The sequence below is a fragment of the Pseudorhodoferax soli genome, from assembly GCF_003337555.1.
Taxonomy (GTDB): domain Bacteria; phylum Pseudomonadota; class Gammaproteobacteria; order Burkholderiales; family Burkholderiaceae_C; genus Pseudorhodoferax; species Pseudorhodoferax soli.
This window is the reverse complement of the sequence record NZ_QPJK01000001.1, coordinates 1,012,838-1,035,996: the sequence shown is the minus strand read 5'-3', so window position 1 is coordinate 1,035,996 and position 23,159 is coordinate 1,012,838. Positions and strand designations below refer to the sequence as shown.

Below are 23,159 nucleotides of genomic sequence, written 5' to 3'. Positions count from 1 at the left end.
CCGAACCGGACCATGGACACGACCGATCGACTGCTGACCGACCTCACGGTCGTGACCGTGGACGCGCAGATGCGGGTGCTGGAGAACGCCGGTGTCGCCATCCGCGCGGGCCGCATCGCCTGGGTCGGCCCCATGGCCGAGCTGCCGCCCGAGCAGGCACAGCTGCCGCGGCTGGCCTTGCGCGGCAGGGTGCTGACGCCCGGCTTCGTCAACGTGCACACGCATGCCATCCTGAGCATGGTGCGCGGCGTGGCCGAAGACCTGGGCTTCGCGCCCGCCTACACGCCCGGCATTCCGCATGGCCACGATGTGACGCCCGACGAGGCCGTGGCCCTGGCCCGCCTCGGCGCGGTGGAGGCCCTGCTGTTCGGCTCCACGCTGGTCAACGACACCTATGTGCATGCCGACCTGACGCTGCCGGCCATGGCCGGGATCGGCGGCCGCGTGTACAGCTGCGGCCGCATCCACGACGCCGATTTCTCGCTGATCGGCGACGGCCGCTGGGAGCACCACGACGCCATCGGCGAACGCACGCTGGGCGAGGCGCTGGCGCTGGCCGAACGTTGGCATGGGGCCTTCGACGGCCGCACCGGCGTGCAACTCTCGGCGCACGCGCCCGACACCTGCTCGGACGCGCTGCTGGCCCGCATCGGCGAGGCGTCGCGCCGGCACGGCCTGCGCGTGAACACCCATCTGGCGCAAAGCCGCAAGGAAGTCGCGCAGGTCATGCTGCGTTCCGGCCGCACGCCCGCGCAATTGCTCGACGAGGTGGGGTTGCTGAACGACCACCTGCTGGCGGCGCACTGCCTGTTCCTGGACGAGGCCGACATCGCCCGTTGCGGGCGCGCCGGCATCCACGTCGCCCACATTCCCAAGGGCAACGCGACAGGCGGCACGGCCGCGCCCACCTCGGCCTTGCGGCGTGCGGGCGCGGCGCTGACGCTGGGCACCGACAACATGCATGCCGACATGGTCGAGGTGCTGCGCTGGGCGCTGGCCATCGGCCGCATCCAGGAGGATGGCGTGGACGACTTCTGGCAGCCCGTCGACGTTCTGCGCATGGGAACCATGGGCGGCGCCCAGGCCATGGGGCTGGCCGGGCAGATCGGCAGCGTCGAGGTGGGCAAGCAGGCCGACCTGGTGGCGTTCGATTTCCGCCAGCCGCACCTGGTGCCCTGTGTGAACCCGGTCGGCAACCTGGTGCACACGGCGCAAGGCCGCGATGTCGAACACGTGTGGGTGGCCGGGCGCCAGGTCGTGGCCTCGGGCCGGCCCACGCAGGTGGACCTGGACCAGATCCTGGACGACGCCCAGCGTGCGGCCAACGCGCTGTGGCAACGCGCCAGGGGAGGCTGAGCATGGCAGCCGCACGCGACTTCTCAGGCTACCGCTGGAACTACCCCGCACTGCGCTGGCCCGGCGATGCCGGCCTGGCCGTGTCCTTCGTGCTCAACGTGGAGGAGGGCGCCGAGTTCGCCCTGAGCGCCGGCGACGCACGCAACGAGAGCCAACACGAGGTCAAGCACGAGGTGGTGGGCGCGCCCGACCTGTGCATGGAGAGCCAGTTCGAGTACGGCGCGCGCGTGGGCTACTGGCGCATCACGCGGCACCTGATGGACGCCGGCATCGGCCTGACGCTGAACGCCTGCGCCCGGGCGCTGGAAGCCACGCCCTGGATCGCCACCGACGCGGCCGAGCAGGGCTTCGAGGTCTGCTGCCACGGCTGGCGCTGGGAATCGCATGCGGGCATGGAAGAGGGCCACGAGCGCGCGCTGATCGCGCGCTGCGTGGAGAGCATCCGCCGCCTGCACGGCCGTGCGCCCGTGGGCTGGCACACCAAGTCCTCGGCATCGGTCAACACGCGGCGCCTGCTGGTCGAGCAGGGCGGCTTCCTGTACGACAGCGATGCCTACAGCGACGACCTGCCCTACTACGTGCGCGTGGCGGGCCAGCCGCACCTGGTGCTGCCCTACGCGTTCGACACCAACGACATGCGCTTCTTCGACAGCTATGCCTACGTGCGCGGCAGCGACTTCGCCGACTACGCGATCGATGCTTTCGATGCGCTGCTGGCCGAGTCGCGCACGGCGCCGCGCATGCTCTCCATCGGCCTGCACACCCGCATCATCGGCCGGCCCGGCCGCATCGAGGGCCTGCGCCAGCTGACACGCCACATCGCCCAGCGTGGCGGCGCGTGGTGCGCCACGCGCGAGCAGATCGCGCGCCACTGGCTGGCGAACGTGCCACCACCGGAGGACGCCGCATGAAGATCCTGCTGGTCAACCCGAACCTGACCCAGGCCGTGACCGACGCGGTGCTGGCCGCCGCACGCGTGCGGGCCGCGCCCGGCACGGAGCTGCTGGCAGTGACGGGCAGCTTCGGCCCCGCGGTGATCGGCTCGCGTGCCGAGAACGCGCTCGCCCAGCACGGCGTGCTCGACCTGGTGGCCCGGCATGCACCGGGCTGCGACGCCGTGGTGCTGGGCGTGTCGCTGGACACCGCGCTGTGGGCCTGCCGCGAACTGCTCGACATCCCGGTCGTCGGCATGACCGAGGCCGGCCTGCTGTGCGGCGCGACCGTGGCCACGCGCATCGGCCTCTTGACCAACGGCGCGCGCATGGGGCCGCTGTACCGCGAGCTCGTGCAGTCCTACGGCCTGGGAGAACGCCTGGCCGGCGTCGAGACGCTGGCGCTCACGCCGCAGCAGATGGTCGGCTCACCGCAGGACATACAGGCTGCGCAGGATGCGGTGGTGGCGGCCGCCCACACGCTCATCGAACGCGACGGCGCCGAGGCCGTGTTGCTCGCCGGTGCGGCCATGGCATCGATGGCCGAGGCGCTGCAGCCGCAGCTGCCCGTGCCGCTGCTGGACGGCGTGGGCTGCGCGGTGGCGCTGGCCCAGGCCATGGCCGGCCTGCGCCTGCCGCGCGCACGCGTGGGCAGCGTGAGCCCCACGGGCGGGCGTTCCGTGCAGGGCGTGTCGCCCGCACTCGCACAGTTGTTCGGAAGGACGGCATGACGGAATTGCACGAACGCAGCGCACGCGCGCTGGCAGGTCAGGTCAACGCGGGCGCGCTGAGCGCGGTGGCCGTGGCACGCCACTTCATCGAACGCGTCGAGCGGCTGAACCCGGCGCTCAACGCCATCGTGCAGTTCGACGCGCAAGCCGTGCTGGCCGAGGCTGCGGCGGTCGATGCGCGGCTGGCGGCCGGCGAGCAGCTGCCCATGGCCGGCGTGCCGTTCACCGTCAAGGACAACCTCTGGGTCGCAGGCCGGCACATCGCCCAGGGCTCGCGGCTGTTCGAGGACTTCGTGGCGCCGCGCGACGCCTGGGCCGTGGCCCGCCTGCGCGCGCGCGGCGCGGTGGTGCTGGGCATCACCAACTGCTCGGAATTCGCCTGCAAGGGCGTGACCAGCAACCTGCTGTACGGCGCCACGCGCCACCCGCTCGACCCCATGCTTACGCCGGGGGGCTCCTCGGGCGGCGCCGTGTCGGCGCTGGCCGCGGGCCTGGGCCTGCTGGCGCTGGGCACCGACGCGGGTGGTTCCACGCGCCGGCCTGCGGCGCACTGCGGCCTGGTCGGCTTCAAGCCCAGCAACGGGCTCATTCCGCATCCCTGGGGCTTCGCCGAGCCGAACTTTGGGCTCTCGGTGGTCGGGCAGCTCGCGCGCAACGTGGAAGACTGCGCATGGCTCTACGACCAGCTGCTGGCCTACGACGCAGCCGACCCGGCCGGCGTGCCAATCGCCGTGGGGCTGGAGGCGACGCCCGGTCTGCAAGCGCCGGCCGCGGCGCTGCGCGTGGCCTGGAGCCCGCAGCTGGGCTGCGACTTCGCGGTCGACGCCGACGTGCTGCAGGCATTGCAGCAGCGTGTGGACGCGCTGCGCGCTGCCGGCTGGCAGATCGACGATGCCGATCCGCCCTGGCCGGCCGAGGCGCGCGAGTACCCGCTGCTGGCGCTGCAGCAAGCCGGTCTGCATGCGCTGTACGGCGCCCGGCTGGCCGACGCCCGCGCTCTCATCGACCCGGTGCTGGTGGCGCAGATCGAGGCCGGCGCGGCGGTGACGCCCGAGCAGGTGGCGCGCGCGCTGCGGCTCAAGGAGAAGCTGATCGCCAGCCTGTCGGGCTTCTTCGAACGCTACGACCTGCTGCTGTGCCCGACCACGCCGGTCACGGCCTGGCCACTGGATCAACTCGGCCCGCCCGAGATCGGCGGCAAGCCGGCCGGGCCGCGCGGCCATGCGGCCTTCACCCCGCTGTTCAATTACTGCGGCGTGCCGGCGTGCTCGGTGCCGGCCGGCGCGGTGCGCGGGCTGCCGGTGGGGCTGCAGGTGGTGGGGCCGCGGTTCGAGGACCCGCGGGTGTTGCAGTGCGCGTGGGAGATCGAGGCGCTGGGGGCTTAGAGCTCGCCGCGCAGCTCCACGACGCGGCGGCTAGGGCTGCGACTCGCTTGGAGCCGTGTCTGGCGGGCCGTCCGGTCCCTCCTGCCGTCCGTCGACGCCCAGTGCACGGCCTTGCGGGTCCATCTGCGTGGCGGTGGCGCCAGCTGTCTTGGTCGTGTCGACCTGGGTCATGCTGGGCTGGCTCTCGCCTTGTCCGCCCTGCGCGCTGGCCGGATTGATGGCGCCGGGCTGGGGTTGGCCTGGCTGACCCTGCAGGTCGGGGTGGTCCTGTGGTCTGTCGGTCGGGGTCATCGCTGCCTCCTGTGGTGTGCGCCGTCGCGGTCGCATGGCCAGCGTAGGCACGGCGGGGATGCCCGGCTGTCCGCCGACGGCGAGCAACGCGGGTAGGAGGAAGCCCGGCGCGGCAGACGCGCGGGGCAGGGGCAGGGGCCGCGGCGCACCGGCCAGGGTTGCTGCTGCGGCCGGGCCTTACTTGCCCGCCCGTGCCGCCGTAGCCAGCAACTGCAACTCCCACGCCAGCGCCACGCCGCTGGCGCCACCATGTTCGAGCACCACGTTCGACACGCCTGCTGCGGTCTCCTCGCGCGCCCAGTCGCGCTGCCATTCGGCGAGCACGGCGGTCCAGGTGATCGGCACGGCGCCGGCCTGCACCATGCGCCGCACGGCCATGTCGTGGGCCTCCAGCGAGACGCCGCCGGAGGCGTCCGTCACGATAAACACCTCGTAGCCCTCACCCAGCGCCTGGATGGCCGGCATCGCGAGGCAGATCTCGGTCCACAGCGCGGCCAGCACCAACTGCTTGCGTCCGCTTTTCTTCACGATGTCGGTGACCTTGGGATCTTCCCAGGTGTTGATGAAGGTGCGGTCGATCGGCTTCTGTTCGGGAAAGACGTCCTGCAAACCCTTGATCAGGTAGCCGCCCCGTCCCTCGATCACGGTCGTCAGGATGGTCGGAACGTTGAACACCTTGGCTGTTTTGGCCAGGCCGATGACGTTGTTGACGATCATCGTCGGCTCATGGCTGTGCAGGTTGGCGAACTGGTAGGGCTGGTGGTCGATGAGGACGACGATGCTGTCTTCGGGACGCAACAGTCCGGAAAGGCCGGTCTTGGGCATGGAAACTCCTGTCGGGCAAATGCGGCGGCGAGGCGCCACGGGGGTTGGGAAGAATAGGCAGGTTGTGGCGTGCGTCGCCTACGATGCGCCGCTACGCGCGGCTTCGTCGGGGTCGAACATGGCAATGCCGCCAAGGGCAGCCGTCGCGGGCACCTCGTTCTGCAGCACATCCCAGTGCTCGGCCAGCCTGCCGTGCGCGATGCGAAACAGATCGATCACCACCTGGGGTGCGTCCGCCCAGCCGCGGATGCGGCCGTGGATGGCGACCAGATCGCCTTCGGCAACCATGAGGCCGGGCTCGTAGTGCACGTCCGGCGACAGCTTGGCAACGAGGGCCCGCAAGGCGTCACGGCCCTGCGGGATGCCGGGGTTGTGCTGCACGTAGTCGGCCGCGTACAGGCGGTCCACCGCCGACGCATCGTGACGCTGGAACAGCGACGTCATCGCATCGCGCACCAGGGCCTTGTTCCTCGCGGGACGCGCATCGAGCGCGCGCTCGGCGGGCCGCGTAACCGCCATGGTGCCGGTCATCCGCAGGAACTGGCCGCCTGGCAGGGTCGCGAAGGAGTGGACTTGTCCGCGGTCATAGTCCTGGACATTCGTGACCGTCGCGCCATCCTTCTCCTGCCAGCTCACGGCGAAGAGACCGTTGCCGAGCGCGACGACCTGGATGTCGACGGTCTCCGTCCGCGCGAACGGCCCCTCCTTGATCTCGAACCGCAGCTGGGTGGCGGACAGCAGCGCGAGGTGGACCTGGAACTGCGGGTAGGCAACGTCCACTTCCAACCCGACGGGGAAACGATCAATCGACAAGTCCGTGGTCCTTTCTGTGGGGCCGCCCGAACCGCTGCCGAATGCATGCTGGCGGGCTGCAAGATGGAAAGGATGTTGCCGGCATGCGGCGCGCGCGGCACTGTCCGTTCCTGCGGACAGCAGTTCGAATCGATCACGGCGGCGGCGTCGTGCGTGCGGGGGCAGGGCGAGGCCTGACCGGACGCGTGGCGCGGGTCAATGCTTGCGGTCGGTCCGCCACGCGCCGGGGCTTGCGCCGACGAGCTTGCGGAACGCCTTGCCGAAGTGCACGGCATCGGCGAAGCCGGTGGCCTCGGCCACCGACTCCAGCGGTGCGTCGCTGTCGAGCAGCAGTGCCTTGGCCCGGCGAATGCGCGCATCCAGCTGCCATCGGTACGGCGCCAGCCCCGTCGATGCCTTGAAGGCCTTGCTGAAGTGCGATTGGGACAGCCCGGCCAGCTCGGCCAGTTCGGCGAGTTCGACGCGCGCGGGCAGCCGGTCGTCCAGGCGTTCGATGACGCGCCGCAGCTGCCAGGGCGCCAAGCCCGCGCCGGTGCGGGGGGCGTCGTTCTGCCGCCCGGCAAAGAGCCTGGCGCAGACCGCTGTGACCAGGCCATCGCCGTACAGCTGCGTCGATGGGTCGGGGTCGTCGACCACATCGGCCAGCAGCCGGACCAGGGTCCAGGCATGGTCGTCGGCGATGCCCAGCCGGGGCACGTGCAGACCGTCCGCGTCCACGCGAAGACCGAGCCGGGCCTCGAGTGCGTCGGCATCGAACTGCAGCGTGGCGTCGCGTGCGAAGCGCAGCTGGTCGCCATAGCCCCAGACCTCCATGCCCGGTGGCACGACGGTCAGGTGCCTGGGCCGGTGGGCTAACGGGCTCGGCCGGTTCTTGCGCAGGCGGGGCTCGCAGCGCCCCCCCACCTCCTGCAGCACGGTGCTCATGGAAACCTGGTCGTCGCTGCCCAGGCGATGGACGACGGGGCCGGCGCACTGGAAGTCGGTCACCGTCAGCTGCACGGCGTTCCACCCGCGCTGGGCCTGGGTCAGCCGGGTCACGTTGTCGGGCAGGGGCACGGCGGGGCCCGTCCGGGCAGCCGCCGCGGGCGGCGCGGCGGCGTCGTCGACTGGCCGATGCATGGTGCGCTGCAGTGTCATCGCGGGAACTATGCCGCAGCCGCCCTTTTGCCCATGGAAGGCGGGGAAAGGCCTGGATCGGGTAGAAGGCGCGCTGCATCGGGGCCGTTCGGCGCGGACACGGCGCGCGACCACCGCGCAGCCCCGCAGGCCCGCGGCGTCGCGCACCGCCCTGTTGGAAATAACCGACACCACGCCCCCCTGCATGGCGCTACCTTCACGCCCATGCCTTCCGAACCCCGCCTGTGGGACATCTCGCCGCCCGTGCACGCGGGCACGCCGGTGTTCCCGGGCGACACCCCCTACCAGCAGCGCTGGGCCGCCAGCATCGGCCCCGGCTGCCCCGTCAACGTCGGCGAGCTGACGCTGTCGCCGCACGTGGGCGCGCACGCCGACGCACCGCTGCACTACGACCCTGCCGGCGCCGCCATCGGCGCCGTCGACCTCGCGCCCTACCTGGGGCCGTGCCGCGTGGTGCATGCCATCGGTTGCGGGCCGCTGGTCACGTGGGCGCACCTGGCGCATGCGCTCGATGGCCTGCCGCCGCGCCTGCTGGTGCGCACCTACGCGCGCATGCCCATCGACCGCTGGGACCCGCAGCTCGCGGCCTACGCGCCCGACACGGTGGAGCGGCTCGCCGCGCTGGGCGTGCGGCTGATCGGCATCGACACCGCCAGCATCGACCCGGCCGACAGCAAGACGCTCGATAGCCACCAACTGATCCGCCTGCACGGCATGCGCGTGCTCGAGAACCTCGTGCTCGACGGCGTGGCCGAGGGCGACTACGAACTCATCGCGCTGCCGCTCAAGCTGACGACGGCCGATGCCTCCCCCGTGCGCGCCGTGCTGCGCGAACTCCGACGCTGAACCATGACCACCCTTGAAGACTGCCGCGCGCGCGATGCCGCCGATCCCTTGCGCCCGCTGCGCGACCTGTTCACGATTCCCGCGGACGTGATCTACCTCGACGGCAACTCGCTCGGCGTGATGCCCGCCGCCGCACCCGCGCGCATCGCCGCCGCGGTGACCGAGGAGTGGGGCCAACAGCTGATCCGCGCCTGGAACGAGAGCGGCTGGTTCGACCTGCCACAGCGCCTGGGCGACCGGCTCGCGCGGCTGGTCGGCGCGCAGCCTGGCGAACTGGTCTGCACCGATTCCACCTCGGTCAACCTGTTCAAGGTGCTGTCGGCCGCGCTCAAGATCACCGCCGAGGACGCACCGCAGCGCCGCCTGGTCGTCAGCGAGCGCAGCAACTTCCCGACCGACCTCTACATCGCCGAGGGCCTGTGCCGCGAGCGCGGCTTCACGCTGCAGCTGGTGGACGAGCCGGGCCAGATCGCCGCGCTGCTGCCCGAGACCGCCGTGCTGATGCTCACGCATGTGAACTACCGCACTGGCGCCATGCACGACATGGCGGCCATCAGCGCCGCCGCGCACGCGGCCGGCGCGCTCGCGGTCTGGGACCTTGCCCACAGCGCCGGCGCGGTGCCGGTCGACCTGAACGGCGGCGGTGCCGACTTCGCGGTCGGCTGCGGCTACAAATATCTCAACGGCGGCCCGGGGGCGCCGGCCTTCGTCTGGGTGCATCCGCGCCATGCACAGCGCTTCTGGCAGCCGCTGTCGGGCTGGTGGGGGCATGCGGCGCCGTTCGCGTTCACGAGTGACTATCGGCCGGCGCCCGGCATCGCGCGCTACCTGTGCGGCACGCAGCCCATCCTGAGCCTCACGGGGCTGGAGTGCGGGCTGGACACGGTGCTGGCCGCCGAGCCGCTGGGCGGCATGGCGGCGCTGCGCACGAAGTCGCTCGCGCTGACGGACCTGTTCATCGCACTGGTCGAAGAACGCTGCGCCGGCCATGGCCTGGAACTCGTGACGCCGCGCGCTCATGCGCAACGCGGCTCGCAGGTCTGCCTCTCGCGCAGCGAGGGCGCCTACGCCATCGTGCAGGCCCTGATCGCGCGCGGCGTGATCGGCGACTACCGCGCCGGCGATGCGCAGATGCCCGACATCCTGCGCTTCGGCTTCACGCCGCTGTACCTGGGCTTCGAGGACGTCTGGCATTCCGTCGAACACCTGCGCGGAGTCCTGGCGACCGAAGAGTGGCGCCTGCCCGAGTTCAACCAGAAGAACGCGGTGACCTGATGGGAGCCGAGAAGATCGTCCACGACGAAAAGGCCCAGCTGGACTTCAGCCAGTCCATGAGCTACGGCGACTACCTGCACCTGGACGAAATCCTGAACGCGCAGCACCCGCTGTCGCCAGCGCACGACGAGATGCTGTTCATCGTGCAGCACCAGACCAGCGAGCTGTGGATGAAGCTCATGCTGCACGAGCTGCGCGCCGCCATCGGGGCGATCGCCGGCGACCAGCGCGCCGACGCCTTCAAGATGCTGGCCCGCGTCACGCGCATCATGGAACAGCTGGTCAGCGCCTGGACCGTGCTCTCGACCATGACACCGCCCGAGTACAGCGCCATGCGGCCCTACCTGGCCAACTCCAGCGGGTTCCAGAGCGCGCAGTACCGGTGCATCGAGTTCGCGCTGGGCAACAAGAACGCGGCCATGCTCAAGCCGCACGCGCACCGGCCGGACCTGCTGGCCCAGGTGGAGGCCGCCTACCGCGGGCCTTCGCTGTACGACGAAGCGCTGCGCCTGCTGGCGCGCGCGGGCCTGGACATTCCGGACGACCGGCTCCAGCGTGACTGGACCCAGCCCTATGCGGCCAGTGCCGAAGTCGAGGCCGCCTGGGCCGCCGTCTACCGCGACCCGCACCAGCGCTGGGACCTGTACCAGCTCGGCGAGAAGCTCACCGACATCGAGGACGCGTTCCGGCTTTGGCGCTTCCGCCATGTGACCACGGTGGAGCGCGTGATCGGCTTCAAGCGCGGCACCGGCGGCACGGGCGGCGTGAGCTACCTGCGCAAGATGCTGGACGTGGTGCTGTTCCCCGAGATCTGGTCGGTGCGCACGGCGCTCTGAGCGCGCGTGAAAGCGCGCTCGGTGCGGGCCTTGCGCATCAGTGCCCGGCGATGAAGGCGCCCACGTCCTCGCGCACCGGCGCCAGCCAGCGCAGCGGCCAGGCGAATGCGCCCGCCAGCGTGGCGTGGTTCACGCGCCTGTACAGGCGCAGCGTCACGGGCACGCCGGCGGCTTGCAGCTTGTGCGCCAGTTGCACCGTGCTGCGCTCGGGGCTGACCAGCGCATCCTCTGCGGCGGCGCCCAGAAAGGCCGGCGGCGCATCGGTCGGCGAGAAGTCGATCGGTTGCGCGCGCGGCGGATAGTCGGGGTGAAAGAACACCGGCTGCACGTCGGGGTTGTCGGTCGGGAAAAAGTCGTAGGGGCCGGCCAGGCCGATCCAGCCGGCCAGCTCCTGCGGGCGGTGGCCGGCGGCCTGCAGCCAGCGCGCATCCAATGCCAGCATGGCGGCGTTGTAGCCGCCCGCGCTGTGGCCCATCACGAACACGCGGCGCGGGTCGGCGCCCAGGCGCTGCGCCTGCTCCAGGCCATGCGCCACGGCCCGCGCGCTGTCGCGCAGGAACTCCGGGTAGCGCACCTCGGGGTACAGGCGGTAGTCGGCGATCAGCGCCAGCACGCCTTGCGCGGCCAGGGCTTCGCCGACGAAGCGGTAGTCGCCGCGTGCGCCGGAGTTCCACGAGCCGCCGTAGAAGAACACCACCATCGGCCAGCCTGCGGCGGGCGGCGTGGCGGTGGGCGTGTAGATGTCGAGCTGCTGGCGCGGGCCGTCGCCGTAGGGCACACCAGATTGCAGGGTGTAGCTGCCGCGCGCCGACAGCGCGTTCAGCGTGCCGGTGGCAGAGCACCCGCCCAGCAGGGGCAGCGTGGCGAGTGCGGCGACCAGCAGGGCCAGCGCGCGAAAGAGCGGGGATGTGCGGAGCAAGTGGCCTCGGTCGGTGACGCGTGAGGCTGGTGTACGGCCGCCCGGCGCGTTCGGATCACCGCGTGGGCGTGGCCGGCGCGGCGGGCCGCGCCACCGGCCTGGCGCTCAGTCGTCGAACCCCACGAAGCGCGCCGCCTCGTCCACCGACTTGCGCTGCGACACCACGGCGTTGGCGGGGAAGCTCTCGTCGGGCCAGCCCATGGCGATGCAGGTCTGGATCACCTGGTCGTCGGGGATGCCGGCCTCGGCCCGCACCACGGGCGATTGCATGATGCCCTGGCTGTTGATCACGCAGCCCAGGCCGCGCGACCAGGCTGCGTTGACGATGGCGTTGACCACGCCGCCGCAGTCGAAGGGCGCGATGTCGCTGCCGTGGATGGCGCGGTCGTAGGTCACCACGATGGAAACCGGCGCGCCGAACTGGCGGAAGCCGCGCAGCACCCAGTCCTGGCGCGCGGCCTTGTCCTCGCGCGCGATGCCCATGGCCGCGAACAGCTGCTTGGCGATGCCGATCTGGCGCTCGCGGTGCGGGCCCGCGTAGTCCGGGCCCATGCGGAACTCGCGCGAGTGCGGCACGCCGGCCAGGTTGCGCTCCACGTTGCCGGCGCGGATCCGGTCGAGCACCGCGCCGGTGACCACGTGGAAATTCCACGGCTGGGTGTTGAGCGAGGTCGGGGCGCGGATCGCGAGTTCCAGCACCTCGCGGATCAGCGCCTTCGGAACCGGCTTGTTCTGGTAGCCGCGGATGCTGCGGCGCTGGCGCACCACCTGGTCGAATTCCATGCATGTCTCCCTGTCGTTGCTGTGTGGGGCCGCCGGCCATGGCCGGCCGGTCGATCGCGCGGGCGATCATCCGCAGGCCAGCGGCCGCCTGCGATCACTTGCGCGACATGCGGCGCACGCGATCGCGGGGCACCTCAGCCCCGCACCGCGCTCGGCGGCTGCCCGATCACGCGCTTGAAGGCGCGGCTGAAGGAAGCCTCGGAGTCGTAGCCGAGCCGGCTGGCCGCCACGGCCACGCGCATGCCCTCCTGCGCGATCCAGTGCCGGGCCTGGAACATCTTGACCTTGGCGACATAGCGCGCCGGGCTCTCGCCCACGGTCTTGGTGAAGGCCTCGGCGAAGCGCGAGCGCGAGGCGCCCATGAGTTCGGCCAGCGCGGGCACGCTCCAGTCGCGCTCGGGCTCGCCATGGATGGCGGCCAGCACCTTGCCGATGTTCGGGCAGTGCACGGCCGCCAGCCAGCCGGTGGCGTCGCCGCACGCGCATTCCACCCAGGCGCGGATGATGCTGGCGGCCAGCACGTCGGCCAGCCGCGCGAGGATGCCGCAGCTGCCGATGCGGTCCAGCGCCACCTCGCGCTCCATGGCGTCGAGCAGGGCCGGCACGCCAGGGTCGCGCAGCGCGAGTTCGCCCGCGCGCATGAGGTCGGGCATCAGCGCCATGAGCGGGTGCAGCGGATCCAGGTTGAAGCGCATGCTGCCGCAGAACAGCAGGTCGGCCGGTGCGTCGCCGTCGTCCGGCGTGCCATCGCGCACCAGGTAGACCTGCTCGGACACCGGCACCCGTGCCAGGGCAGCGATGTCGGTGGCCGGCAGGTCGGGCGCGCTGGCCAGTTCGTGCGCGCTGCCGCGCGGCAGCAGCACGGCGTCGCCGGGCTCCAGCCGCACCCAGGCGCTGCCGGGCAGGCGCAGCCAGGCCCCGCCGCTGGCGACGAAGTGGAAGTGCGCGTCGCGCTGGGCCGGAAAGCGCAGCGACCAGGGCGCGCGCACCAGGCAGCGGCCGTACTCCACGCCATCCAGCCGCAGGCCCAGCAGGATGCGCGTGAGCGTGTCCCGGCGGTCGGGGGGGATGGCGGGCAGTTCCGCGGCGGACGGGGCAGGGCTGGAGGATTCGTCAAGCATTTCGGCTTTTCCGGCATTCAAACGCCCAGATCTTAGGCCTAAGCTCCGCGCTCTGCTTGTCCAACCTGGTGTTTACCCTGTGTCTTCCGCTTCCTGCACCACCTGCCCCTCCACCGCTGGCGCCGCGCCGGCACCCACAGAGGCCCACTGGCCGGCCGTCGCCGCACTGGCGCTGGGCGTGTTCGGCCTGGTCACGGCCGAATTCCTGCCGGCGAGCCTGCTCACCGCCATGGCCGCCGACCTGCACGTCAGCGAAGGCACCGCAGGCCAGACCGTGACAGCCACCGCGCTCGTCGCGGCCGTGGCCGCGCCCAGCCTGCCGCTGCTCACGCGCAACCTGGACCGCCGCGCCGTGATGCTGGCGCTGACGGTGCTGCTGGTCCTGTCCAACGGCCTGGCCGTGGCCGCCACCAGCCTGCCCGCGCTGCTGGTGGCGCGCGTGCTGCTGGGCGTGGCGCTGGGCGGCTTCTGGTCGATGTCGGGCGCGCTGGCGCTGCGGCTGGTGCCGCCTGACCGCTTCGCGCGCGCCATGGCGCTGATCCTGACCGGCGTGTCGGTGGCCACCGTCTGCGCCGCGCCCATCGGTGCGTGGATGGGCGAGCAATGGGGCTGGCGCAGCGCCTTCTGGGCGGCCGGCGGCGTGAGCCTGGTGACGCTGGCCTTCCAGCTGGCCACGCTGCCCGCGTTGCCGCCGCGCGACCGGCCCGACCTGCGCGTCCTGGCCGAACTGCTCACGCGGCCGGACGTGCGCGTGGCGCTGCTGGCCGTGCTGCTGGTGATCTCGGGCCACTTCGCGGGCTTCACCTACATCCGCCCGCTGATGGAGAACGTGACGCACCTGTCGGTCGGCGCGATTACCGGCGTGCTGCTGGGCTACGGCGTCGGCGGCTTCTTCGGCAACCTGGTCGGCGGCGCCATCGCCGAGCGCAGCGAGCGCCGCGCCATCGTGGCCGGCGGCAGCCTGGTGGCGCTGCTGGCCGGCGTGCTGCTCGTGGGCGCCTCGTCGGTGGCCGTCACGGCCGTGGCCGTGGTGCTCTGGGGCTTTGCCTTCGGTGCGTTCCCGGTGGGCTTCCAGACCTGGATCGTGCGTGCCGCGCCCGACCAGGCCGAGGGTGCGGGCGGGCTGCTGGTCGCGGCCTTCCAGGTCGCCATCGCGAGCGGCGCCATCGGCGGGGGCCTGCTGGTCGACCATGTGGGCGCGCACGGCGGACCGCTGTTCGCGCTGGGCTCGGTCACGCTGGGCGCGCTGCTGGTCTGGCGCCACGGCCCCCGGCCTGCCCGGCAAGCCTGACGGCGGCGAGCGGGCGGGGGCGCTGCGCCGAGAATGCGGCGCATGCGTCCCCTGCGTTTCCTCGCGCTCACTCGGCGCCATCCCTCCGCCATCCTGCTGCTCGTCCAACTGGCGGGCCTGGTGCTGTACCCGCTGCTCGAGGCCACGCGGGCCGGGCCGCTGGCCCTGGGCACGCTCGGCATCCTCGTGCTGATCGTCACCACGCACATGGTGCGCAGCACGCCGGGGTTGACCTGGCTCAGCGTGTGCATCGCGCTGCCGGCCATCGTGCTGCTGGTGCTGCAGTCGGCCTGGGACATGCACTGGCTGCTGCCCTGGTCTGCGGCGCTGGAGGCGGTGTTCTATTTCTACGCCGTGGGCAGCCTGATCGCCTACATGCTGGGCGACCTGCGCGCCACCACCGACGAGCTGTTCGCCGCGGGCGCCACCTTCACCTTGCTGGCCTGGGCCTTCGCCCATGTGTTCGTGGTGTTGCAGGCGCTGCAGCCCGGCAGCTTCCTCGCGGCCATCGACCCGCAGGCGCCGCGCAGCTGGACGGAATTGGTGTTCCTGAGCTTCGCGCTGCTGTCGTCCACCGGCATCGGCGACGTGATCCCGGTGCGGCCGCTGGCGCGCGCCATGGCCAGCCTGGAGATGTTCGCGGGCGTGATCTACCTGGCGGCCGTGGTGTCGCGGCTGATCGGGCTCACGCTGCAGCGGCGCTGAGACCTGGATCGTCGACGCGGTCTCAGCCCACCCGCGCCAGCTGCGCCTGCGTCCAGCGCACGATGTCGGCCGCACCCATGGCGCCGGCCTGGCGTGCGATCTCGCGGCCGCCGCGGAACAGCGCCAGTGTCGGGATGCTGCGGATGTTGAAGCGCGCGCCCAGCGCCTGTTCGGCCTCGGTGTCGAGCTTGGCGAGCTGCACATGCGGCTGCAGCTGGGCCGCGGCCTGCTCGAAGGCCGGCGCCATCTGGCGGCAGGGGCCGCACCAGGGTGCCCAGAAGTCCACCAGCACCGGGATGTCGCTGCGGCCGATGTGGCGCTCGAAGCTGGCGGCGTCCAGCGCCACCGAATGGCCTGTGAACAGCGCCTGGTGGCACTTGCCGCAGTCCGGCGCCTTGGCCAGGTCGGCCGTGGCGACGCGGTTGGTGGTGTGGCAGTGCGGGCAGACGAGGTGCAGCGGGGTGGTCATGGATTCAGCTGCGGGGCGGCCGGGCGGATTTCAAGCCACGCGTGCCGCCGGGGCGGGCGCGGTCGCCATGGCGCCTTGGCAGGCCTGCCTCGCGCGGGAGGGCGAGACAGGCAGGGAGGTGTCGAAGAGTGGCGCCTCAGACCTGGAATTCCGGGCCGTTGGCGTCGGTCTTGATGGTCCACGTGCCACCCGAACTGAAGGAGCGCGAAGAGGCGAACGTGTCCTCCATGAAGAGGAAGTAGACGATCTTGCCGTTCTTGACCTTCGCATGGACCGAGAACGGCGACGTGAACGACTTTCCCCGTGCGTTGGAGCGGTACGTGAACGAGCCGAATACCGCGACATTGTCGCCAGCGCCGAACAGGTCAAAGATTTTGAAGTCCTCGACCGTCCAGAGCTTGGCCACGCCAGTGAACGTGGTGATGTAGGCCTGACGCCCTTTCTGCGTGCCGGTCCACGGCAGGATCTTCTTCAATTCTGGATTGTCGAAGTTGAGCGAGATATAGGTGGCGTCTTCCGCCACGAGGCGGTTTGTCGCTGCTTCAATCTTCTCCGGCGCCGTGTTCTGTAAAAACTCTGCGACGACCCGCGTGGCAGCGGTGCTGCCGGCAGCGGGTGCAGCCTCGGCGTTCTCACCCAATACCACGGCTGCAGCGCCAGCGGCACCCGCGGCGATAAAGTTGCGGCGGTCGGCCGGATTCGAATCCTTGTGCTTGGAAATAGTCATGGTTCCACCTTTCAAGTAATGGGCATCAGCGAAGTCGGAGCGCGTCCATGGGGCGGGCCGACGCCGGGTTGAAGCCCAAGGTGCGTCCAAAGCCCCGACGGCCAGCGTCGCCCCAAAAATTCTTCCTGGGAACCAGGACCAAGTCACTGTCTGCATTTGCCCAATACAGTCGGTTCTCGCCCATTCCACCGCAGTGCCTGGGCATGTTTCAGAGTATCCGATGCGCGATACGGACGGGTTGGCACAGTGCGTGCGTGGCAGCCTTCTGCGTCACGCCGCGGGCCACGTCACAATGCGCGAGAGAACACGACCAAGGCTGGGTCGACGCATACCGACCTCCGCAGGCGGCAAACCCATGAGAAATCTGGAACATGTCTTTCGCCTGGTTCGGCCAGCCCGACCATTCACCCAGTCCGTCGCCTCGGCTGATTCAAAACTCCTGACCGAACAGTTAATCCACAATGCAGACCTCTGTAGATCTACCGGAAAATGTTCTGAATTTGAGCAGCGCATCGAGAACATGGCATTGCGCGACCGTCATTCACGCAAAATTTACTTGTTCAGGCAGGGTGATGTATGAAGTCCCCCATCACGAGGAGTCCCGGCTAGGGTTGATTCTCGAAGAGGTCGGTGCCCATCGTTCGGAACCTCGATTGGACCGAGGTGTTCCCTGTCCTGTAGACTACAAACCTCTGCAGCTGAACTTCGTTCCTGCAGGAATGAGCATCTGGGGATACAGCGGCGACATTCGATTCGCCAGAGACGTCAGGCTGTGTTTCGACGTCAACAAGCTGCGCGAGCAGTGTCATTTGCCGTCCGACGGAAATCTGACCGATGGTCCCGTGCTCCGGTTCACCGACGAGCGACTTGCGACGGTGATGAAATTGCTGTCCGATGTCGTAGAGGATCCCGACCCGTCTGTGCAGCTTTACGGAGATGCCTTGGTCACGGCCCTGGCGACACGGCTGCTCAGCCGGGCCAGGAACGCACCCAAGCGAGAATCGAAGTTGTCGCCGCTTCAGTTGAGAGACGCCATTTCGTTTCTTGAAGCGAATATGCCGCATCGCGTTGAACTGGCCACCTTGGCCGCGCTTGCGGGTTTATCCCCGTCCTACTACAGTCGCGCCTTCAAGGCGACGACTGGATTGGCGCCATACCAATGGCAACTGCAAACGAGAATTCAGCAAGCCCAAGCGCTATTGCTTTTCAAAACGATGTCGCTCGAGGACATCGCGGAGGCCACGGGTTTTGCCGATGCCGTGCATTTCGCGCGGATGTTCAAGAAGATGACCGGCGTCACGCCGTCATCATGGCGTAAGGACCGCGCCTCGTAAAAATTTCTCCGTTCGGCGTTGCGCGGTAGGGAGGACATCAGGCGCGGCCCCCGGACACCCAAGCAAGGGCCTGGGGCCTTCCATCGGTGGGGCTTCGTCAGACCCCGTTGGCGACGGCTTTCCCGGCCGAGTTGAGGAGCTGAATTTCCCATGCCAATGCGATGCCGCTGCTGCCGCCGTGCTCGAGCAGCACCTGAGACAGCGCTTGCGCAGTGACTTCCCGGGCCCAGTCGCGCTGCCATTCGCACAGCACCGCCAGCCACGTCATGGGCACCGCGCCCGCTTGGACGAGCCGCCGAATGGCCATGTCGTGCGACTCGGGGGACACGCCGCCGGATGCGTCGGTGACGACGAAAACTTCATAACCCTCGCCCAGCGCCTGGATTGCCGGCATGGCAAGGCACACCTCACTCCAGAGAGCAGCAAGGATGAGTTGCTTGCGCCCGGATTTCTGAACAATGTCTGTGACCGCAGGGTCTTCCCAGGTATTGATGAACGTCCGGTTGATGGGCTTTTGCTCGGGGTACACATCTTGGAGCCCTTTCAGCAAATAGCCTCCCCGCTCCTCCAGTACGGTCGTGAGAATCGTCGGGACGTTGAATGCCTTTGCGCCCTTGGCCAGACCGATGACGTTGTTCACGATCATCGTTGGTTCATGGCTGTGCAGATTCGCGAACTGAAATGGTTGGTGGTCGATCAGCACAACGATGCTGTCTTCGGGGCGGAGAAGTGCCGTGAGGCCGGATTTGGTCATTCCATGTTCCTTGGTCAGACGGGCGCGATGCAATTGGCTGGAAAGACCTGGTCGCGCGTCGTCCCAAGCCGATCCTCACACCGGGGAATCCACCGTCGGTGCCCATGGGATGGTGCCCATGCTCGCGCTCAGTTGCACTGTCTGACGTTGCACCAACCAGTCGGATATTGACCACTTCTCCGGTTTCGCGTGCATCGACCATGCATGCGTTGCGTTCGGCGTGCTGTGTCGATGCACACAGCGCGCGCCAAAGGCAATTTCAATCTGGACACGGCAGGATCAGACAGTGCGTTTCGTCAGCCGTCCGAAGATACTGGGGTCGACCTTCGCGCTCACATCGCGAAGGTTTCCATGCGATGTGGATCGTCGTGCCTCCGGCCCGGCTGCATATTCCCGACGAAGTTCATGAAGAATGTGCCCCGTTCGAACGGCGGTATGTCGGGTGCAGTTTGGAAGCTGGAATTCGGTGGTGCCTGGCGCGGATTTTCACATCGAGTACCCGTGATGTACGGGTGCGGGACCGGATTTTATGTGTAGCCGGGGAATCGCTTGAAGCCATTCCCCGAATTACCGAACCTGAGGACGGATATGATCAATCTGAACGGAAAACTGGCTCTCGTCACCGGAGGCTCGCGCGGTATCGGCGCCGCCATCGCGCAGGCGCTGGCACATAATGGCGCAGATGTCGCTTTTACATACCGCAACTCCTCCGACAAGGCCGCATGGGTCGTCAAGGCGATCGAAGGGCTGGGCCGCCGTGCCTTTTCCATTCAGGCCGACAGTACGGATGAGGAAGCCATCGCACGTGCAGTGCGCGAAGCTGCTGGGCATCTGGGAGGTATTGACATTCTCGTCAACAGCGCGGCAATCGGCCACACTGGAATGATTGCCGACCTCGACTTGAACGCGTACCAGGCTTTGATGGATACGAACGTGCGCGCACCTGTACTGTTCGCAAAGGCTGTGATTCCGCACCTCAAGGCAGGCGGCCGCATCGTTTCGATTGGGTCTGGCTTGGCCGAGCGTGTGCCGTTCCCTGGCCTCACGGCCTACGCCATGACCAAGGCCGCGCTGGTGGCATTCACGCGCGGACTGTCACGTGAACTTGGGCCCCAGGGAATTACCGTGAATATCGTTCACCCGGTGCGACGGATACGGATGCGAATCCCGCGAGCGGCCCGGCGGCAGAGTTCCAGAGAGGTATGACTTCACTGGGACGCTTCGGTGAACCAAAGGAAATCGCCGACGCCGTCGCGTTTCTTGCAAGTCCTGCCGCCGGCCTGATCACCGGCGCGTCGTTGCTCGTCGACGCTGGCGCTCTTGCTTGAAAAATACAAGCGGAAGTCGCCAGTTTCCCGGTACGTCCTGGGCCTGATGAGGTTTCTGCGGCGCATCGTGGTACGGGCGCTTACTGCGGCACCAGCCCCGAGGCCTTCACCAGTTCCGCGTGCAGCCGGCTTTCGTCCGAGATGGTCTTGGCGAACTGCTCGGGCGTCGTCGGTGCCACGTCCATGCCGGCCTCGCGCAGCTGCGCCTTGACCTCGTCGCTGGCCAGGATGGCGTGGATCTGCTGGTTCAGCTGGTCGATCAGCGGGCGCGGTGTGCGGGCCGGGGCCAGCATGCCGATCCAGGTCTGGAACACCATGTTGTCGATGCCGGCCTCGCGCATGGTGGGCACGTCGGCGATCAGTGCCGAGCGCTGCTCGCTCATGATCGCCAGCGCCGTGAGCTTGCCGGCCTTGATGTGGGGCAGGGCCTCGGGCAGGGGTGCGAACAGCATGTCCACGTTGCCGCCCAGCAGGTCGTTGATGGCCAGCGCGCCGCCCTTGTAGGGGATGTGCACCATGCGCACCTTCATGCGCGTCTCGAACATCAGCGCGGCCAGGTGCTGCGGGCTGCCATCGCCCGACGAAGCGTAGTTCACCGCCTCGGGCTTGGCCCGCGCCGCGGCCAGCACCGCGCCGGCGTTGGCGAACTTCTGCCGGTCCTTCACCACCAGCACCATGGCCTGGTTGGCCAGCTTGGTGATGGGCGCGAAGTCGGCCTCGGCGTCGTAGGGCATCTCCTTGAAGATGTGCTTGTTGGTCGTGAGGAACGATGCCGGCGAGGCCATCAGCGTGTAGCCATCGGGGGCGGCCTTGGCCACCAGCGGCAGGCCGATGCGGCCCGAGGCGCCCGCCCGGTTGTCGACCACGTAGGGCTGGCCGTTCAACACGGCCAGCTTCTGGCCCACCAGCCGCGCGATCATGTCCACGCCGCCACCGGCCGGCAGCGCCACCATCAGCTTGACGGGATGGTCCGGGTACTTGCCCTGGGCGGCGGCCGGCAGTGCGGCGGCCAAGAGGCCCAGCGCGCAGGCCAGCAGGGAAAGACGGCGTTGGATGGTCATGGCGGCAACTCCAGGGTGGGCAATGGGCGCATCCTAGGATCCGCCTGCATTGCCGTCCATCACAGCATCAGCAACGTTGCATGCGAAAAATTCGCATGGTGGCGGTTTCAGGCCGCCGCCACCTGCAGCACCAGCTTGCCGAAGTTGCCGCCCGCGAACAGCTTGTTCAGCGTCTCGGGGAAGCTGTCGAGGCCCTGCACCACATCTTCCTTGCTCTGCATGCGGCCGTCCTTCAGGTAGCCGGCCAGCTCGGCGATCGCCTGCGGAAAGCGGTCGGCGTAGTCGAACACCACCATGCCCTCCATGCGCGCGCGGTTCACCAGCAGGCTCAGGTAGTTGCGCGGGCCGGCGCCCGGCATGCTGTTGGCGTTGTTGTACTGGCTGATGGCGCCGCAGACGATCACGCGGGCCTTGCGTGCCAGCTTGGCCAGCACGTGGTCGAGGATCTCGCCGCCCACGTTGTCGAAGTACACGTCCACACCCTTCGGGCAGTGCTGCTTGAGCCCTTCGCGCACGGCGCCGGGGCCGGCCTTGTAGTCGATGCAGGCGTCGAAGCCGAGTTCGCGCACCACCCAGTCGCACTTGGCCTGGCCGCCGGCGATGCCGACCGCGCGGCAGCCCTTGATCTTGGCCAGTTGGCCGACCGTCTGGCCGACCGCGCCGGCCGCGGCGGAGACCACCACGGTCTGGCCCGGCTGCGGCTGGCCGATGTCCAGCAAGCCGAAGTAGCCGGTCATGCCCGGCATGCCCAGCACGTTGAGCCATTGGCCCACCGTGCCCATGCCCAGGTCGATCTTCACGAGGCCGGCGCGCTGGATGGCCTCTTGCGGCAGCAGCGCGTATTCCTGCACGCCCAGCGTGCCGTAGACCGTGTCGCCGACGGCGAAGGCCGGGTTCTTCGAGGCGAGCACGCGGCCGACGCCGCCTGCGCGCATGACCTCGCCGATGGCCACGGGCGGGATGTAGCTCTTGGCGTCGTTGAGCCAGCCGCGCATGGCCGGGTCCAGCGAGAGCGAGAGCGTCTGCACCAGCACACCGCCGTCCGACGGATCGGCCACCGGCTCGGTGGTGAAGTTCCAGTGTTCGCGCGTCGCGGTGGTCTCGGGGCGCTTGGCCAGGCGGACCTGGTGGTTGGTGCGGGCGGTGGTCATGCTTGTCTCCCTCTGGTGTATGGCGGGAGCCGATGCTATCCGTCCACCGCGCTGTCAGCGCGTGGCCGCGCGCGCCTTGGCGACTTCGGCGTAGAAGCTGCGCGCGAAGTCGGCGCCGACCGTCTCCATGTTCTTGTCGATCACCGGCTGCACGGCCGCGCGGATCTTGTCGAGCTCGGCGGCCGGCATCTCGTTGACTGCCATGCCCTTGGCCTTGAGCTGGCCCACGACATCGGCCGCGTCCTTGAGTTCCAGGTTGCGCTGCAGGCGGCGCGTGTCCTCGGCCACCTTCTGCACGGCCTGCTGCTGCTCGGGCGTGAGGCTGCTCCACCAGCGCTTGGAGGCCACCAGCGCCACCGGCGTGTAGACGTGGTTGGTGATGGTCAGGTACTTCTGCACCTCGAACATCTTGTTGGCGAACATGTCGACCACCGGGTGCTCGTAGCCGTCCAGTGCCTTGATCTCCAGCGCCGGATACACCTCGCTGAACGCCATGGGCACGGCGTTCATGCCCATGGCGTTGAAGCTGGCCAGGGCCATCGGGCTCTGCATCACGCGCACCTTGAGGCCTTTCATCTCGGCCATGCTGGTCAAGGGGCGTTTGCTGTTGGACATGTTGCGGAACGCGCCGCCGGCCCACACCAGGCCCTGCATGTTCATCTCGCCCAGGCCATCCAGCATCTTGCGGCCGACCGGGCCGTCGAGCACGGCGGCGGCTTCCGCGTCGCTGCCGAAGATGAACGGGAAGTCGAAGATCTGAAGCTCTTTCCTGCGCGCGGAGATCGGCGCCAGCGCGCCCATGTACAGGTCCTGCGTGCCGCTCTGCGTGGCGATCAGCATCTTGTCTTCGGCACCCAGCTGGGCGCTGCCGTAGACGTCGATCTGCACCTTGCCGCCGGTGGCCTTGGCCACGTCGGCCGCGAACTGCTTCATGGCCACCGCGCGCGGGTGGCTGTCGGCGAAGGAATGGCCCAGGCGGGCGCGCTTGGTGTCCTGCGCGCCAACGCCTGCAGAGGCGAGCGCCAGCGTGGCGAGGGCGGCGGTGAACAGGCGTCGGGTCGTGCGGTGCATGGTGTGTCTTCCAATGGG

General features: G+C 69.2%; 23 protein-coding genes and 1 pseudogene. 11 read left to right on the top strand and 13 right to left on the bottom strand.

Translation table 11 applies throughout. From position 1 onward, the window contains the following. Nucleotides 1-12: 12 nt before the first annotated feature. From DES41_RS04760 to DES41_RS04745, 4 genes are read left to right on the top strand one after another with little or no spacing between them, the layout of a single operon-like run. Nucleotides 13-1,356: an amidohydrolase family protein gene (locus tag DES41_RS04760; protein ID WP_114466327.1), complete on the top strand. Its 1,344-nt coding sequence runs from the start codon at nt 13-15 to the stop codon at nt 1,354-1,356. Nucleotides 1,357-1,358: 2 nt separating this feature from the next. Then, nucleotides 1,359-2,267: a polysaccharide deacetylase family protein gene (locus DES41_RS04755; RefSeq protein ID WP_114466325.1), complete on the top strand. Its 909-nt coding sequence runs from the start codon at nt 1,359-1,361 to the stop codon at nt 2,265-2,267. Beyond that, nucleotides 2,264-3,019, top strand: coding sequence for an aspartate/glutamate racemase family protein (locus DES41_RS04750; RefSeq protein ID WP_114466323.1), 756 nt, complete (start codon nt 2,264-2,266; stop codon nt 3,017-3,019). Before DES41_RS04755 ends, DES41_RS04750 begins: the two co-directional genes overlap by 4 nt. Beyond that, on the top strand, nt 3,016-4,404 hold the full coding sequence (locus tag DES41_RS04745) for an amidase (RefSeq protein WP_114466322.1): 1,389 nt from the start codon (nt 3,016-3,018) through the stop codon (nt 4,402-4,404). The genes DES41_RS04750 and DES41_RS04745 overlap by 4 nt, the downstream gene beginning before the upstream one ends. Nucleotides 4,405-4,434: 30 nt before the next feature. Here the strand turns inward: DES41_RS04745 and DES41_RS04740 are convergent, their stop codons facing one another. From DES41_RS04740 to DES41_RS04725, 4 genes are all read right to left on the bottom strand, one after another. Then, on the bottom strand, nt 4,435-4,695 hold the full coding sequence (locus tag DES41_RS04740; protein WP_114466321.1) for a hypothetical protein: 261 nt from the start codon (nt 4,693-4,695) through the stop codon (nt 4,435-4,437). 177 nt (nt 4,696-4,872) lie between these two features. After that, nucleotides 4,873-5,520, bottom strand: coding sequence for a hydrolase (locus tag DES41_RS04735; protein WP_114466319.1), 648 nt, complete (start codon nt 5,518-5,520; stop codon nt 4,873-4,875). Nucleotides 5,521-5,598: 78 nt separating this feature from the next. Continuing rightward, complete coding sequence (locus tag DES41_RS38690) at nt 5,599-6,333, bottom strand: nuclear transport factor 2 family protein (protein WP_211332891.1); 735 nt, start codon at nt 6,331-6,333, stop codon at nt 5,599-5,601. 195 nt (nt 6,334-6,528) lie between these two features. Continuing rightward, nucleotides 6,529-7,452, bottom strand: coding sequence for an AraC family transcriptional regulator (locus DES41_RS04725; RefSeq protein ID WP_114466834.1), 924 nt, complete (start codon nt 7,450-7,452; stop codon nt 6,529-6,531). A 222-nt stretch (nt 7,453-7,674) separates the two neighbouring features. On the opposite strand from DES41_RS04725, the gene kynB reads away from it, so the two are divergent. From kynB to kynA, 3 genes are read left to right on the top strand one after another with little or no spacing between them, the layout of a single operon-like run. Next, complete coding sequence (gene kynB / locus DES41_RS04720) at nt 7,675-8,316, top strand: arylformamidase (RefSeq protein WP_114466318.1); 642 nt, start codon at nt 7,675-7,677, stop codon at nt 8,314-8,316. Between the two features lie 3 nt (nt 8,317-8,319). Next, nucleotides 8,320-9,591 carry a kynureninase gene (kynU, locus tag DES41_RS04715; protein WP_114466317.1) on the top strand — a complete coding sequence of 424 codons (1,272 nt, stop codon included), beginning with the start codon at nt 8,320-8,322 and terminating at the stop codon, nt 9,589-9,591. Then, the gene (gene kynA, locus DES41_RS04710) at nt 9,591-10,427 is read left to right on the top strand and encodes a tryptophan 2,3-dioxygenase (RefSeq protein WP_114466316.1); all 837 of its coding nucleotides are present in this window, start codon (nt 9,591-9,593) and stop codon (nt 10,425-10,427) included. The genes kynU and kynA overlap by 1 nt, the downstream gene beginning before the upstream one ends. A gap of 37 nt (nt 10,428-10,464) precedes the next feature. On the opposite strand, the gene DES41_RS04705 is transcribed toward kynA, so the two are convergent. The 3 genes from DES41_RS04705 to DES41_RS04695 all read right to left on the bottom strand — a co-directional run bounded on the left by DES41_RS04705 (nt 10,465) and on the right by DES41_RS04695 (nt 13,250). Further along, entirely contained in the window at nt 10,465-11,346 is an 882-nt protein-coding gene (locus DES41_RS04705; protein ID WP_245965566.1) for an alpha/beta hydrolase, read from the bottom strand. A 105-nt stretch (nt 11,347-11,451) separates the two neighbouring features. Continuing rightward, nucleotides 11,452-12,129, bottom strand: coding sequence for a nitroreductase (locus DES41_RS04700; RefSeq protein ID WP_114466314.1), 678 nt, complete (start codon nt 12,127-12,129; stop codon nt 11,452-11,454). Between the two features lie 134 nt (nt 12,130-12,263). Continuing rightward, nucleotides 12,264-13,250: an AraC family transcriptional regulator gene (locus DES41_RS04695; RefSeq protein ID WP_114466312.1), complete on the bottom strand. Its 987-nt coding sequence runs from the start codon at nt 13,248-13,250 to the stop codon at nt 12,264-12,266. Nucleotides 13,251-13,329: 79 nt separating this feature from the next. Here DES41_RS04695 and DES41_RS04690 point away from each other — a divergent pair, with 79 nt between their 5' ends. After that, nucleotides 13,330-14,541 (top strand): MFS transporter, encoded by a 1,212-nt coding sequence (locus DES41_RS04690; protein WP_245965565.1) that lies wholly within the window; start codon nt 13,330-13,332, stop codon nt 14,539-14,541. Nucleotides 14,542-14,583: 42 nt separating this feature from the next. Next, nucleotides 14,584-15,246, top strand: a complete 663-nt coding sequence (locus DES41_RS04685; protein WP_114466831.1) for an ion channel — start codon at nt 14,584-14,586, stop codon at nt 15,244-15,246. A gap of 22 nt (nt 15,247-15,268) precedes the next feature. Here DES41_RS04685 and trxC read toward each other — a convergent pair whose 3' ends face one another. Together trxC and DES41_RS04675 are read right to left on the bottom strand one after the other, a co-directional pair. Continuing rightward, nucleotides 15,269-15,715 carry a thioredoxin TrxC gene (gene trxC, locus DES41_RS04680; protein WP_114466310.1) on the bottom strand — a complete coding sequence of 149 codons (447 nt, stop codon included), beginning with the start codon at nt 15,713-15,715 and terminating at the stop codon, nt 15,269-15,271. A 136-nt stretch (nt 15,716-15,851) separates the two neighbouring features. Beyond that, complete coding sequence (locus DES41_RS04675; RefSeq protein ID WP_114466308.1) at nt 15,852-16,442, bottom strand: nuclear transport factor 2 family protein; 591 nt, start codon at nt 16,440-16,442, stop codon at nt 15,852-15,854. Nucleotides 16,443-16,903: 461 nt separating this feature from the next. On the opposite strand from DES41_RS04675, the gene DES41_RS04670 reads away from it, so the two are divergent. After that, nucleotides 16,904-17,776, top strand: coding sequence for an AraC family transcriptional regulator (locus DES41_RS04670; protein ID WP_114466306.1), 873 nt, complete (start codon nt 16,904-16,906; stop codon nt 17,774-17,776). Nucleotides 17,777-17,873: 97 nt separating this feature from the next. On the opposite strand, the gene DES41_RS04665 is transcribed toward DES41_RS04670, so the two are convergent. After that, complete coding sequence (locus DES41_RS04665) at nt 17,874-18,530, bottom strand: hydrolase (protein WP_114466304.1); 657 nt, start codon at nt 18,528-18,530, stop codon at nt 17,874-17,876. Nucleotides 18,531-19,118: 588 nt separating this feature from the next. Between DES41_RS04665 and DES41_RS04660 the strand changes: the two are divergent. Next, nucleotides 19,119-19,858: pseudogene (locus DES41_RS04660) on the top strand (SDR family NAD(P)-dependent oxidoreductase). A gap of 80 nt (nt 19,859-19,938) precedes the next feature. On the opposite strand, the gene DES41_RS04655 reads toward DES41_RS04660, so the two are convergent. From DES41_RS04655 to DES41_RS04645, 3 genes are all read right to left on the bottom strand, one after another. Further along, complete coding sequence (locus tag DES41_RS04655; RefSeq protein WP_114466302.1) at nt 19,939-20,919, bottom strand: Bug family tripartite tricarboxylate transporter substrate binding protein; 981 nt, start codon at nt 20,917-20,919, stop codon at nt 19,939-19,941. Nucleotides 20,920-21,026: 107 nt separating this feature from the next. Then, nucleotides 21,027-22,070 carry an NADP-dependent oxidoreductase gene (locus DES41_RS04650; RefSeq protein ID WP_114466300.1) on the bottom strand — a complete coding sequence of 348 codons (1,044 nt, stop codon included), beginning with the start codon at nt 22,068-22,070 and terminating at the stop codon, nt 21,027-21,029. Between the two features lie 54 nt (nt 22,071-22,124). After that, on the bottom strand, nt 22,125-23,141 hold the full coding sequence (locus tag DES41_RS04645; protein WP_114466298.1) for a DctP family TRAP transporter solute-binding subunit: 1,017 nt from the start codon (nt 23,139-23,141) through the stop codon (nt 22,125-22,127). Nucleotides 23,142-23,159 lie beyond the last annotated feature (18 nt).